Below are 14,478 nucleotides of genomic sequence, written 5' to 3'. Positions count from 1 at the left end.
GGAGGGAGGGGTCATGAGGATCAGCGTTTTCGGGCTCGGCTACGTGGGCTGTGTGTCGGCCGCGTGCCTGGCGAGTATGGGGCACGAGGTCATCGGGGTGGACGTGAACCAGGTGAAGGTCGACCTGGTCAACGACGGCAAGGCCCCGGTCGTCGAGGAGCGGATCGGCGAGCTCATCGCCGAGGTCGTGCGGACCGGCGCGTTACGCGCCACCCGCGACGTCCGCGAAGCGATCATGGAAAGCGAGGTGTCACTGGTCTGCGTGGGCACGCCGTCGGAGCCCAACGGCAGTCTGTGCACCACCTATCTGGAGCGGGTCACCGAGCAGATCGGCGCCGTACTGGCCGAACGGGCCGGCGGGCGGCACACCGTCGTGTTCCGCAGCACCATGCTCCCGGGTACCTGTCTGAACCTGCTGGTACCGATCCTGGAGAAGTCCGTCAGCGGCACCGCCGGGGTGGACTTCGGGGTCGCGGTCAACCCGGAGTTCCTGCGTGAGGGCACCAGCGTGCGGGACTTCTTCGACCCGCCCAAGACCGTCATCGGCGAGCTCGACCCGGCGAGCGGCGACGCGGTGCTGGCGCTGTACGACGGCTTGCCCGGCGAGGTGTTCCGGGTGCCGCTCCCGACGGCCGAGGCGATCAAGTACGCGGACAACGCGTTCCACGGCCTCAAGGTCGGCTTCGCGAACGAGCTGGGCGCGGTGTACCAGGCGCTCGGGGTGGACTCGCACCAGGTCATGGATGTGTTCCTGGCCGACCGCAAACTGAACATCAGCCCCGCCTATCTGCGGCCCGGCTTCGCCTTCGGCGGCTCCTGCCTGCCCAAGGACCTGCGCAGCCTGATCCACGCGGCACAGCGGGCCGATGTCTCGGTACCCATCCTCGCCAATGTGCTGCCCTCCAACTCCGCGCATCTGCAACGCGCGGTGGAGATGGTCGAGCGCACCGGCAAACGCCGGGTGGGCCTGTTCGGGCTGTCCTTCAAACCCGGGACCGACGACCTCCGCGAGAGCCCGCTCGTCGAGCTGGCCGAACGGCTCTTCGGCAAGGGCTACGACCTGCGGATCCACGACGCCAATGTGAGCCTCTCCCGGCTGCTCGGCGCGAACCGCGAATACATCGAGACGCGGCTGCCGCATCTCGCGCAGCTGCTCGCCGACTCCGTCGACGAGGTGCTCGACCACGCCGAGGTGTGCCTGGTGGGAACCAGGGACCCGGCCGTGCTGTCGGCGCTGCCGCATGGCGACGGCCCGCTGCTCATCGACCTCATCCACCTTCCCGACGCCGACACGCGCCGGACCGAACCGGGGTACATGGGCCTTGCCTGGTGACATATCGTTCGACGACATATCCGCCGGTGACCGGCCGGTCCGACGCGCGCTGATACTGGTGGAGAACCTGTCGGTGCCGTTCGACCGGCGGGTGTGGCAGGAGTGCAGGACCCTGCGCGACGCGGGCTGGAAGGTGCACGTCATCTGCCCGCAGGGCACCAAGCGGGACACGGAGGCGGAGGCGGAGATCGACGGGGTGTCGATCCACCGCTACCCGTTGCGCGCGGCCACCGGAGGACCGGCCGGCTATCTGCGGGAGTACGGATCGGCGCTGTGGCACACGGCCCGGCTGGCCCGCAAGGTCGGCCCGGTCGACGTGGTCCACGCCTGCAACCCGCCCGACCTGCTGTTCCTTCCGGCGCTGTGGCTGAAACGGCGCGGCGCGCGATTCGTCTTCGACCAGCACGACCTGTCACCCGAGTTGTACCTCTCCCGGTTCGGCCGCGGTGAGGATCTGCTCTACCGCGCCGTGTGCGCGCTGGAACGGATGACCTACCGGACCGCGGACGTCGTGCTCGCCACGAACGAGAGCTACCGGGATGTCGCGATACGCCGTGGCGGCAGGCGGCCGGAGGATGTCTTCGTGGTGCGCAGCGCGCCCGAGACCGACCGGTTCCAGCCGGTACCGCCCGAGCCGGAGCTCAAGCGCGGCAAGCCTCATCTGCTCTGCTACCTCGGGGTCATGGGCCCGCAGGACGGCGTCGACTACGCCTTGCGGGCCCTCGCGAAGCTGCGCGACGAGCTCGGCCGGACCGACTGGCACGCCGTGTTCGTCGGCGCCGGTGACGCCTTCGACGCGATGGTCGAGCTGTCCCGGCGGCTCGGGCTCTCCGAGCAGGTGCAGTTCACCGGGCGCATACCCGACGCCGACCTGGTGCGCTATCTGTCCACCGCGGACGTGTGCCTCTCCCCCGATCCGCGCAATCCGCTCAACGACGTGTCGACCATGAACAAGGTCTTGGAGTACATGGCGATGGGCCGGCCGATCGTCTCGTTCGACCTCCGGGAGGCGCGGGTCTCCGCCGGTGACGCCGCCCTCTACGCGCCCGCCAACGACGAGGCCGAGTTCGCGCGGCTCGTCGCGCTGCTGCTGGACGACCCGGAGCAGCGGGCCGGTATGGGCAAGACCGGCCAGGAGCGGATCGGCGGGGAGCTCGCCTGGCGGAACTCGCAGGCGTCGCTGCTCGCCGCCTACGCCGCTGCCGTCCGGGGCCGTGCCCCGGTGTCGGCGGACGGCCGGATTCGCGCCGGGAAGAGGCCGCGCCGTTGAGCGATGAGTCGATACGCCTGGTCACGATCGGGCGGATTCTCCGTCGGCGCCGACGGCTCCTCTCCCTGCTCGCCGTGGTGGGCGCGCTCGTCGGGTACGGCACCTCGGTACTGTTCCCGCCGCGCTACACCGCGTCGGCTTCGGTACTGCTGCCGGGGCAGTGGGAGGAACGCGAGCTGCTGACCCAGGTGAACATCGCGACCAGTTCGGCGGTGGTCGACCGGGTGGCCGCCACGCTCGGCCGGCCGGGCGTCAGCGGCGGCGACCTGCGCAACCGGGTCAGCGCCAAGGCCGCCGACGGGAACATCATCACGATCTCAGGAACGGCCGAGACCCCGGAGCGCGCGCAGCGGCTCTCCGACCGGACGGCCCAGCAACTCGTCACCTTCGCCGCGCGGATCGCGGGCGACAGCAGCGACCCCGAAGCGGCCACGGGGCCCGAGGCCCTGCGGCAGAAGGTGGTGCAGACCGACCGCCGTATCACCGAACTGGCCAACGCGACCGACGCGGGGCAGAGCGTGGAGAGCGTGCAGGCCCGTACCGCGCTCGAAAAGCTGCGCACCGCGCTGGAGGAGGCCATGAAGAAGCTCGACCAGGCCGACCCGGCGACCAGCAAGGCGGGCATGGTCGTCATGGGGCCCGCGGCCCGGCCGACCGGCCAGGCGCCCCCGACGAGGACACAGCTCGTCGTCGCCGGGGCGCTGGTGTTCCTCCTGCTCGCGGTGATCGGCCATCTCGCCGCCGCACGGATGAACCGCCGACCGCGCACCGAACCGGAGATCGCCGCGGCCCTGGGCTCGGCGCTGCTGGGCAGGGTCGACGTGCCCGGCGAACGGCCCGCGCACCGGCCTGAGGCCGGTGGCCGGATGAACCGCGTCCGCCGGTTGCTGGGCGTCGACACCCCATGGGACGTACCGACCCCGCAGCTGTCCGGCGACGAGGCAGGAAGGCAGATCCGCTACCAGCGGGTGTGCGCCCGCCTCCGGGACCGGCTGCCGGCCCCCCGGCGGCTGCTGGTCGTCGTACCCGAGGGCGACGGGACCGCCCTCCGGGCCGCCGGGCAGCTGGTCGCCCTCGCCGGGAACGATCCTGCGCCCAGCTCCTCCAGCAGGGGAAACCCCGCGCTGCGGGTGGTCGAGGTCCCGGTGTCCCGGCCGATGGTGCCGGACAGCGGCGCCGAGTCCGGTGCGCTGGTCGTGCTCAGCGCGGGCAGCTGGACCGCGGGGGAGCTCGCCGGTCTCGCCGGGGCGTGCGCGGACGGCGGGCACGAGGTCGTCGGCATCGTCGTCGCGGACACGGTCCGGGCCCGTCCGACGCCGTCCGACGGGGATCCTCCGGACCACGCCCCCGCGGCGCTCGCGGCGCACGGCAACGCGACGGGGGAGTCGGTGTGACGACGAGCACGACCACGGAGCCGTCGGCGGCGGCTCCGCTGCTGGACCTGCACGCGCTCGTGGTGGCGGTACGCAGACGGCGCCGCCTCTGGTCCTCCCTGGCGCTCCTGGGGCTGCTGGCAGGCGGGGCGGTGGCGGTCCTGCTGCCGCCGGCCCCGACCGCCGTGACCAAGGTGCTGGTCGCCCACAAGGAGGATCAGCCGAACGACACCGGAACACTGATCCGTACCGATGTCGCGCTGCTCGGGACCACACGGATCGCCGAAAAGGCCCTCAAGGCCCTCAAGTCCCCGGAGAGACCGGAGGACTTCATCCAGGAGTACCGGGGCACCGGCCTGACCAACAACCTTTTGCAGATCGATGTGACCGGTGACAGCGACGCGCAGGCGGTGGCCCGGGCCAAGGCGCTCGCCGACGCGTTCATCGCGGACCATGTCAGCCGGATGCGGGAAGCCGCGAAGGCCGACGCCGAAGCACTGCTCGACCAGCGTGACCGGATGCGGGACGAGCTCGCCCAGGTCAACAAGGCGATCGGGGACCGGTCACCGGAGAGCGACCCGGAAGCGTCGGCGAGCATCGAGTCCCTCTTCGCGCGCCGGGCCGAACTCAACTCACGGATCGCCGACTTCGACCAGCGCGCCGCGCAGGCACGCACCGGCACACCCCGGCTCACCGCCGGCACGCTGATCGTGGACGGTCCGCGCGCGGTGCCGCACTCCCTGCCCAGGGCCGCGGTCACCAACGCCGCGATCGGGCTCGTCCTCGGGCTCGTCCTCGGACTCGCGCTGGCCGCCGTCGGCACGGTGGTGGCGGACCGCCCCGTGCTGCGCCGGGACATCGCGGCGAACCTCGGCGCCTCGGTCGTCGCGGAGCTGCGCCGCCTGCCCCGCCGACCCCTCGTGCCGTGGCAGCGCCGACGGACCCGGGCGGCACACGAACGGCTCACCACGACCCTGGCCCGCACCGTGCGCGGCTCCGCGGAACCGGTGTCGCTGCTGGAACTGGGCTGTGCGCACAGCACGAGCGTGATCGCCTTGAACGTCGCCAGAGCGCTGACGGCCGAGGGGCCGGTGGTCGTCGTCGACGGTCTGCCCGGCACCGGGCTCGCGGGGGGCCGCAAGCCGGACGACCCGGCCGTGGTCAGCGGCGAGGGCGCGGCGGACGTCCCGCATCAGACGCGCAGGCTCGGCGTCGGCTCGGTCGCGCCCGGCACGGCGTGGACCGACCTCCAGCACCTCGGCGGCCGGACCGTGCTCGTCGTACGCGCCGGGCACGGCAGCGCCGCGTGGCTGCACACCGTGGCGCGACAGCTCGCGGACCAGCGGATCGCGGTGCTCGGTGTGGTGCTGATCGACCCCGATCCGCGGGACCGGACCGACGGCACGCTGTGGGACGGGCTGGACACCGCGCTGCGCGGCCCTTACGAGCGGCCCGCCCGGCACAACGGCACGGGCCTGCCGCACAGGACGGTGCGGTCGGCGGCCGCACTCGTCCCGGACAACGACCAGGAGGCGCGCTAGCACATGTGTGGCATCGCAGGCACTTACCGATGGCCGGACGGGAAGGTCGTGACCGACCGGCTCACCGATGTCCTCGCCCACCGCGGTCCGGACGGGGCGGGCCGCTACAGCCACTCCCTCGGCGACGGCGAAGTACACCTCGGGCACCGTCGGCTGGCCATCATCGACCTGTCCGGGACCGGCGCCCAGCCGATGGTCTCGGACGGCCTCGCCCTCACGTACAACGGCGAGCTGTACAACGCGCCCGAACTGCGCACCGAACTGGCGTCCGCCGGGGTGCGCTTCCGCGGGACCTCCGACACCGAGGTGCTGCTGGAGGCCTGGCGGCGCTGGGGCACGGACTGCCTGCCCCGGCTGCGCGGCATGTTCGCGTTCGCGGTCTTCGACGAACGGACCGGCGAACTGGTGCTCGCCCGCGACCAGCTCGGCATCAAGCCGCTGTTCCTGCTGCGGCGCGGTACGGGCCTGATGTTCGCCTCCGAGCTCAAGGCGCTCGCCGCCGTGACCGACGGGTCCCTGGAGGTGGACCACGCGGCGCTGGTGGCCTCACTCCTCTACTACTGGGTGCCCGACTCGCGCTGCGCGTTCCGCGAGGCGGAGAAGCTGCCGCCGGGGAGCTGGCTGCGCTGCCGGGCCGACGGCCGGGTCGAGCGCGGCACGTACTGGAACCTCCGGGACATCGCCCACGAGGGGCGGGAGCTGGCCCGCGCCGGTGAGCAGCCGGATCTGGGCGCCGTCGTCGAGGAGTCGACCCGGCGGCACATGCTCTCCGACGTACCCGTGGCGACCTTCCTCTCCGGCGGCCTCGACTCCAGCTATCTGACCGCGCTGGCGGCCCGCCACCAACCCGGGATCTCCGCCTACACGATCGGCTTCCGGGCCGAGGACACCAAGTTCGAGGCGATGCCGGACGATCTGCGCTACGCCCGGCAGGTGGCCGAGCGGTACGGAGTCGACCTGCACGAGATCGAGATCGCCCCGCAGGTGACCGATCTGCTGCCGCGGATGACCCACCATCTGGACGAGCCGATCGGCGACCCCGCGGCGATCAACACCTATCTGATCTGCTCGGCCGCCCGGGAGGCCGGGGTCAAGGTGATGCTCTCCGGGATGGGCGCCGACGAACTGTTCGCCGGATACCGCAAGCACCTGGCCAACGTCCTCGCGCTGCGCTACCAGCGCGTCCCGCGCCCCCTGCGGCGCGGACTGTCCCGGACCGTGGACCGGCTCCCGGTCGCCACATCACGCCGGGGCTACCGGTCGGTGCGTTTCGCGAAGCGGTTCCTCTCCTTCGCGGATCTGCCGGAGGAGACCGCGTTCCGGCGCAGCTACACCATGTACGACCGGGGCGAGCTGCTCGCGCTGATCGATCCGGACCTGGCCGGGACCGTCGACGACGTGCTCACCGAGCACACGGACACCTACCAGGACAACGACCTCGACGACTTCGTGAACCGTATGTGCCTCACCGACGCCCGGATGTTCCTGCCGGGCCTGAACCTCGCCTACACGGACCGCTCCAGCATGGCCGCGTCCACCGAGGTACGGGTGCCGTACGTGGACGTCGAGGTGGTCAAGGCGGCGTTCGCGGTGCCCGGCGACCGCAAGATCGTCGGACGTCAGGGCAAGGTCGTCCTCAAGGAGGCGGCCACCTCGATCCTGCCCCGGGAGATCGCGTACCGGCCCAAGGGCCTGTTCAGCGCACCGCTGCGGGCCTGGATGAGCCGCGATCTGGCACCGCTGGTGCGCGAGGTGGTGAACGACGGGGTGCTCGTCAACTCCGGGTTCCTGCGCCGCGACGCGCTGGCACGGCTCGTCGCCGAGGACGCCTCCGGACAGCGCGACTTCTCCAAGCATCTGTGGCATGTGCTGACCCTTGAGTACTGGTACCGCGGCGCGACCTCCGGCTCCGGCCGGAGCCAGTCGGTCTGACGCCTTGACGACGTAGGAACAAGAGGAGCTCCGGTGAAACAGGTTGTGCAGAACTACAAGAGCGGCGAGCTGGCGCTGCTCGACGTACCGGTGCCGGGGTGCAAGCCGGGCGGTGTGCTGGTCCGCAGCGCCTACTCGCTGATCTCCACCGGTACCGAGCTGATGAAGGTGTCCGAGGCCGGCATGTCGATGCTGGGCAAGGCCCGCTCCCGGCCGGACCAGGTGGCCAAGGTCATGCAGAGCGTGGCCACCAACGGGGTACCCGCCACCTACCGCAAGGTGATGGGCAAGCTGGACTCCTGGACGCCGCTCGGCTACTCGCTGTGCGGGGTGGTCGAGCAGGTCGGCAGCGGGATCGACGATGTGAAGGTCGGCGACGTCGTCGCCTGCGCCGGCAACGAGCACGCGCTGCACGCCGAGCTGAACTGGGTGCCGAAGAACCTGTACACCCCGGTGCCCGACGGCCTCGCGCCGCGGCACGCCGCCTTCGGCACCGTCGGGTCGATCGCCTTGCAGGGCGTCCGCCGCGGCGAGTCCCAGCTCGGTGATGTGGCGCTGGTCATCGGCCTCGGGCTGATCGGACAGCTGGTGGTGCAGTTGCTCGCCGCCTCGGGGGTCCGTGTCGTGGGGGTCGACCCCGACCCGGCGCGCTGCGAACTCGCCGCGCGCCTGGGCGCCGCGGCCTGCGACGATCCCGCGTCCGCCGCCGTCGAGGCCGCCGTCGCCGAGCTCACCGGCGGTCACGGCGTGGACCAGGTGTACCTGGCCGCCGGCGGCGACAGCAACCAGCCCGTCGAGCTGGCCGTCCGGCTGAGCCGGGACCGCGGCCGGGTCATCGACATCGGCAAGTGCCGCCTCGACCTGCCGTGGAACGCGTACTACATGAAGGAGCTCGACGTCCGGTTCTCCCGCTCGTACGGCCCCGGGCGCTACGACCCGGAGTACGAGCTGGAGGGGCGGGACTACCCGATCGGCTATGTGCGCTGGACCGAGCGCCGCAATCTGGCGTGCTTCCTCGATCTCCACGCCCGCGGCCGTATCGACGTGGAACCGCTGATCTCCCACCTCGCAGACTTCGACGACGCCGTCGAGACGTACCAGCGGCTGAAGGACGGCGACCTGAAGGCCGTGGCCGTGCTGTTCCGCTACCCCGGCCACACCGAGCACACGGCCGAGGCACAGGCCCCGGAGGTCGCCGTGCCCGAGGTGCGGCGCGGCGGCGCGGTGTCCACCCGGAACCGGTCCGCCACTGCGCCGGTGCGGCTGGCGTTCGTCGGCGCGGGGAACTACGCGACGTCGATGCTGCTGCCGCATCTGGCCCGGCGCGACGGTGTCGAGTTGTCCACGGTCGTCACCACCACGGCGCTGTCCGGGGTCAACGCGCGGCGCAAGTTCGGCTTCACCGCGGCGAGCACCGATCTCGACGCCGCGCTCGGGGACCCGTCCGTCGACGCGGTGTTCGTGGTCACCCGGCACAGCTCGCACGCCGAACTGACCCGCAAGGCACTCCTCGCGGGCAAGGCGGTCTTCGTGGAGAAGCCGCTGGCGCTCGACCAGGGCGAGCTGGCAGGTGTGCTCGCGGCGGTGGAGGAGTCAGGCAACGACCGGCTCCAGGTGGGCTTCAACCGCCGGTTCGCGCCGCTGCTCCAGGAGGCCAGGAAGCGGTTCGGCGCCCGCAGCGGTCCGGCGAGCCTGCGCTATCTGATCAACGCGGGACGGCTGGACAACGGAAGCTGGTACCTCCAGCAGAACACCGAGGGCTCGCGGTTCGCCGGCGAGGGCGGGCACTTCATCGACACGGCGAGCTGGCTGCTCGGTGCCGACCCGGTCTCGGTGTACGCGGTCGCCACGTCCGGCAACGAGGACCTCCAGGTCGTGCTGCGCTACCCGGACGGGTCCACCGCCACCCTCAGCTATGTCACCACCGGTTCGTCCGACTTCCCCAAGGAGACGCTGGACCTGATCGCGGACGGCAAGGTGCTGCGGCTCGACGACTTCGTCCGTGCCTCGGTGCACGGCCGCAAGCGGTGGAACAGCCCGCGGCTGGCCAAGGCCCGTGACAAGGGGCAGCGCGCCGAATTGGACGCGTTCCTCACGGCCGTGCGGACCGGCGGACCGATGCCGGTGCCGGTGGAGTCGCTGGTCGCCACCACGGCGGCCACCTTCGCCGTGCGGGCCGCACTGGCCGGCGGCGCGCCGGTGACGCTGGCGGCGGCGCGATGACCATGAGCGCGCGCTGGTACCTGCGGAGGCTGTCCCGGATGGGACCGCGGGAGGTCGGCGGCCGGGCGGGCGACGCGGTCCGCAGACGCCGGTGGCGGTCCGGGGTGCCCGACAGCCCGAGCGTCACGGGCGCCCGGTTCACCTCGGTGCTGCCCGCCGGGACGATCGCCGCGGTGCCGCCGGACGCCGCGAAACGTCTCGTCGCCGAGGCGGACCGGCTGATGGCCGGGCACGCCGAATGGTTCGGCGTGGCACGCGACGACCTGGCCGACCCGGACTGGTGGTACGACCCGAAGACCGGGCGCCGGGCGCCGTTCGGCTACGCCTTCGACGTGCCGTACCGCAGCGAGGACGCGGTCGGCGACATCAAGCAGATCTGGGAGCCGTCCCGGCACCAGTACCTCACCGTGCTCGCCGCCGCCTACGCGCTCACCGGGGACGAGCGGTACGCCGAGCGGGTGGCCGCGCATCTGCGGTCGTGGTGGGCGGCCAACCCGCCGCTGCGCGGGGTGCACTGGATCAGCGGTATCGAGCTGGGAATCCGGCTGCTGTCCTGGGTGTGGACCCGCCGACTTCTCGACGGCTGGCCGGGCGCGGCCGGGCTGTTCGAGGGCAACCCGGAGGCCCTCCACCAGATCTGGCACCACCAGCGCTGGCTGGCCGCCTTCCCCAGCCGCGGGTCCTCGGCGAACAACCACATCATCGCGGAGGCCGCCGGACAGTTCGCCGCGGCGTGCGCGTTCGACTGGTTCCCCTCCTCGGCGCGCTGGCGGGCCGACGCGCTGCGGTCCCTGGAGCGGCACCTGCGGAGCAACACCTTCCCCTCCGGCCTCAACCGCGAGCTGGCCACCGAGTACCACGGCCTCGTGCTCGAACTCGGGCTGGCCGCGGTGGCCGAGGCGGATGCCGCCGAGGTGCCGGTCCCCGGCTCCGTCCGGCTGGTGCTGCTGCGGATGACCGACGCGCTCGCGGCCGTCGTGGACGACCGGCTCCGGCCGCCGCGCCAGGGGGACTCGGACGACGGCCACGGTCTGATCGTGGACGGCGCGGGCACCGACCGCTGGGCGTCGCTGCTGGCCACCGGGGACGCCGTGTTCGGCCGGCTCACCTGGTGGCCGGAGGTGACGGGCACCGATGTGCGCACCCCGCTGCTGGCCGCGCTCATCCGGTCCACGCCGTCGGGGGTGACCCGCCCGGCCAGCCGGCCGGCCCGCTTCGCCGACGCGGGACTCACCATCCTGCGCGGTCCGGCGGGGATCTGGTGCCGCTGCGACGGCGGTCCGCACGGCTTCCTGTCCATCGCCGCGCACGCCCACGCGGACGCGCTGTCCGTGGAGGTCCGGCACGACGGGGTCGACGTACTCGCCGACCCGGGGACGTACTGCTACCACGGACAGCCCGAGTGGCGTCAGTACTTCCGGTCCACCCTCGGCCACAACACCCTGGAGCTGGACGGCGCCGACCAGTCCGTCTCCGGCGGCCCGTTCCTGTGGACCCGGCAGGCCCGCAGCCGGGTCCTGGCCACGGAGACCGGGGAGACGGCCGACGGGGGCGTGGCCCGCTGGTGCGCCGAGCACGACGGATACCAGGGCTCCGTGCACCGCCGCCGGGTGGAGCTGACCGGGGCGGGCCAGGAACTGCGGATCACCGACGAGGTGAGCGGCCCGCGCAAGGCGGCGCGGCTGGCGTTCCACCTCGGGCCCGCGATCACCGCGGACCTGGTGGGCAACCGGGCAAAGCTCACCTGGACCCGGGACGGTGAGGACCGCTCCGCGGTGCTCGACCTGCCCGGGGAGCTGAGCTGGCGGGCGCATCGCGGCGAGACCGGCCCGCCGCTCGGCTGGTACTCCGCCGGATTCGGGCGCAAGGAACCCAGCACCACGCTCGTCGGCACCGGATTCGCCGACGGCGCGAGCGGGTTCACCACCGTCCTCGGATTCCACGGCTAGGGGGGCGCGTGGGGATCAAGTGGCGGAACTGGGCGTTACCGGTGGTGGCACCGGCCCTGCTGGCGAGCGGCTGCGTGAGCGCACCGGTCGCCCCGGCGGAGCCGTCCGCCGCGCCGTCCGCGTCCGTGGCCCGGCCCGTGGCCCGGGTGTGCGCCAAGCCCGCGGCGGGACCGGCGCAGGCACCGGCGGGCGCGGCGACCGTCGACCCCGCGGTGGTCGGTGACCTGGCCGCGAAGACCCGGACCAGCCCCGCGCACACCACGTTCTGGCTCCGGCCCGGCAAGCACGGGCTCGGGCCGGACCGCTTCTCCCAGGTCGTCCCCAAGAAGGGCAACCGCTACCTCGGCGCGCCCGGAGCGGTGCTCGACGGCCGCAGGACCAACCAGTACGCGTTCGGCGGTGACGCCCAGGACGTCACCATCCGCCATCTGACCGTCCAGGGTTTCGTCGCACCGCACGACGAAGGTGTGGTCAACCACGACTCGGCCGACGGCTGGGTGATCGAGCACACGAAGATTCAGCACAACTCCGGCGCCGGGCTGATGGCCGGTGCCCGCCAGCAGGTCCGTGCCAGCTGTCTGCGCGGCAACGGCCAGTACGGCATGAACGCGTACAAGGGCGCCGGTCAGGTCAAGGGCCTGGTCGTCGAGGGCAACGAGATCGTGGCCAACAACACCGACGGCTGGGAGCGGCGACGGCCCGGCTGCGGCTGCACCGGAGGCGTGAAGTTCTGGGCCGTCGACGGCGCCGACATACGCGGCAACTGGGTCCACGACAACCGCGGACCCGGGCTCTGGGTGGACACCAACAACAACGACTTCCGTATCGAGGACAACGTCCTCGACGCCAACGACGGCGCCGCCCTGATCTACGAGACCAGCTACAACGCGGTCATCCGGAACAACACCATCCGGCGCAACAACTGGGTCGAGGGCCGCCGGAACGCCGAGCGCGGCGACAACTTCCCCTTCGCGACCGTCTATCTGTCCGAGTCCGGCGGCGAACCACGTGTCCCGGCCCGCACGAACAAGATCGAGATCTACCGGAACGTGCTGGAGGACAACTGGTCCGGGATCACCCTGTGGGAGAACGCCGACCGGTTCTGCAACAGCCCCGCCAACACCTCCTCCGGCGACTGCACGCTGCTGGTGCGGGACACCGACCGCTGCGCCCGGCCGGGGATCGCCACCGCACCGCTCCACGCCGACTGCCGGTGGCGGACCCAGCGGGTGGACATCCACCACAACCGCTTCGTGCTGGACACCTCCGTCGTCGGATGCACGGCGAAGTGCGACCGCATGGCGGTGCTGGCCAACTACGGCACCTACCCGGACTGGTCGCCGTACCAGGGCGACCAGGTGTCCGAGGCGATCACTCTCAAGCAGCACAACCGCTGGCACCACAACGTGTACGTCGGACCCTGGGAGTTCGTCGCCCACGACCCGAGCCGGGTCCTCGACTTCGGGCAGTGGCAGTCCGCGCCCTACCAGCAGGACGCGGACAGCACCCTCGACCCACGGGCCGGTGGTTGAGATGGCCGGGAACCCGCGGCACGACGGGACACCGGGCGGACCCGGCGCGACGGGCACGCGCCCCGGCTCGACGGGCACGCTGCCCGGTGCCGAACCACGCCCCGGCACACCGAAGGCCGTCGGGATCGTCTGGGGACTGCTGGTCCTCAACACACTCGGCTCCGCCGGGGCCAAGACCATCGTCCCGCTGCCCCGCTCCCTCATCCAGATGGTCACCATGGGCGCGCTGGTCGCCGCGTTCGCCCTGGCCCTCGCACTCAACCTCCGGCTGCGCGTGCGGCCCGGCGCCTATGTGTCCCTGCTGACCCTGCTGCTGGTGCCGAGCGTGATCTCCAGCGCGTATCTGGAGTCCGGGTTCGGCGCGCTGTTCCGCTGCACCCGGCTGGCGCTCTTCGTCGGCACGCTGTGGCTGCTCAGCCGCTGGTGGGACGGCGGCCTGACGTTCGTCCGGCATCACATCCGGATCTACTTCGCGGTGCTCGGATCGGTGGCCGCGGGCGCGGCCGTCTCGCCGGGCGCGGCCATGCCCGAGCTCTACGGCGGACGGCTGGTCGGCGCGTTGTGGCCGCTCACCCCGCCGCAGATCGGACAGTACGCCGCGGTGATCATCGGGCTCACCGTGCTGCTCCTCGTCGGCCGCCGGACCGACAGGGCGAGTGCCGCGGTCGTCATCGTGCTGTCGTTCGTCCTGCTCGCGCTGACCCATACCCGTACGGCCACCCTCGGACTGCTCATCGGGCTGACGCTGGCGATCGGCTCGCTCGTCATGACCAGCGCCGCCGCCCGCCGGTTCTTCGCCTGGGCGGTGCTGATCGCCGTGGTGGCCGCGGTGGCGTTCAACTCCGCTCTCCAGGCGTGGTTCCTGCGCGGCCAGAGCCAGGAGAACTTCTCCAACCTCACCGGCCGGGCCAAGGTCTGGGACGCCTTGCTGGCAGCCCCCCGGACCGGCTCGGAGCAGCTGTTCGGCGTGGGCCTGGGCGACAAGTCGTACGGCGGACTGCCGATCGACAACAGCTGGCTGGCCGTCTACCACGAGCAGGGACTCACCGGCACGGCCCTCGTGGTGGCGGTCTTCGTCGTGCTGGGCGGTGTCGCGCTGCTGCGGCCACCGTCGTTGCACCGGGCCTGCGCGATCTTCCTGATCAGCTACTGCGCCATCGCGTCGTACACCGAGGCGGGGCTGGGCGACGCCTCGCCGTATCTGCTGCATCTGGCCGTGGCCGCCTCCCTGCTGGCGGCACCCGCCGCGACCGCGCCGCCCCCGACCCCCGCAGTACCCCGACGACGTCTCCCGGGCCGGGCCCGGGGATCGGAGGTGACCTGAG

General features: G+C 72.1%; 9 protein-coding genes. All 9 read left to right on the top strand.

Annotated features, from left to right (window positions below; translation table 11 throughout):
* Window positions 1-13 precede the first annotated feature (13 nt).
* From OG711_RS01295 to OG711_RS01255, 9 genes are read left to right on the top strand one after another with little or no spacing between them, the layout of a single operon-like run.
* On the top strand, window positions 14-1,333 hold the full coding sequence (locus OG711_RS01295) for a nucleotide sugar dehydrogenase (protein WP_073792487.1): 1,320 nt from the start codon (window positions 14-16) through the stop codon (window positions 1,331-1,333).
* Window positions 1,323-2,603, top strand: a complete 1,281-nt coding sequence (locus tag OG711_RS01290; RefSeq protein ID WP_329558095.1) for a glycosyltransferase family 4 protein — start codon at window positions 1,323-1,325, stop codon at window positions 2,601-2,603. The genes OG711_RS01295 and OG711_RS01290 overlap by 11 nt, the downstream gene beginning before the upstream one ends.
* The gene (locus OG711_RS01285) at window positions 2,600-3,997 is read left to right on the top strand and encodes a Wzz/FepE/Etk N-terminal domain-containing protein (RefSeq protein WP_329558094.1); all 1,398 of its coding nucleotides are present in this window, start codon (window positions 2,600-2,602) and stop codon (window positions 3,995-3,997) included. Before OG711_RS01290 ends, OG711_RS01285 begins: the two co-directional genes overlap by 4 nt.
* Window positions 3,994-5,517 (top strand): Wzz/FepE/Etk N-terminal domain-containing protein, encoded by a 1,524-nt coding sequence (locus tag OG711_RS01280; RefSeq protein WP_266504324.1) that lies wholly within the window; start codon window positions 3,994-3,996, stop codon window positions 5,515-5,517. The genes OG711_RS01285 and OG711_RS01280 overlap by 4 nt, the downstream gene beginning before the upstream one ends.
* A 3-nt stretch (window positions 5,518-5,520) precedes the next feature.
* Window positions 5,521-7,449, top strand: coding sequence for an asparagine synthase (glutamine-hydrolyzing) (asnB, locus tag OG711_RS01275; protein ID WP_329558093.1), 1,929 nt, complete (start codon window positions 5,521-5,523; stop codon window positions 7,447-7,449).
* Between the two features lie 33 nt (window positions 7,450-7,482).
* The gene (locus OG711_RS01270; RefSeq protein WP_329558092.1) at window positions 7,483-9,672 is read left to right on the top strand and encodes a bi-domain-containing oxidoreductase; all 2,190 of its coding nucleotides are present in this window, start codon (window positions 7,483-7,485) and stop codon (window positions 9,670-9,672) included.
* Window positions 9,669-11,621, top strand: a complete 1,953-nt coding sequence (locus OG711_RS01265; protein WP_329558091.1) for a heparinase II/III family protein — start codon at window positions 9,669-9,671, stop codon at window positions 11,619-11,621. Before OG711_RS01270 ends, OG711_RS01265 begins: the two co-directional genes overlap by 4 nt.
* Window positions 11,622-11,629: 8 nt before the next feature.
* Window positions 11,630-13,153, top strand: a complete 1,524-nt coding sequence (locus OG711_RS01260) for a right-handed parallel beta-helix repeat-containing protein (RefSeq protein WP_329558090.1) — start codon at window positions 11,630-11,632, stop codon at window positions 13,151-13,153.
* A 1-nt stretch (window position 13,154) separates the two neighbouring features.
* On the top strand, window positions 13,155-14,477 hold the full coding sequence (locus OG711_RS01255; RefSeq protein ID WP_329558089.1) for an O-antigen ligase domain-containing protein: 1,323 nt from the start codon (window positions 13,155-13,157) through the stop codon (window positions 14,475-14,477).
* Window position 14,478: the final 1 nt, after the last annotated feature.

Source organism: Streptomyces uncialis, assembly GCF_036250755.1.
In the GTDB taxonomy this organism is placed as follows: Bacteria; Actinomycetota; Actinomycetes; order Streptomycetales; family Streptomycetaceae; genus Streptomyces; species Streptomyces uncialis.
The sequence above is the reverse complement of the archived record's forward strand: the minus strand, read 5'-3'. Positions and strand labels throughout refer to the sequence as shown.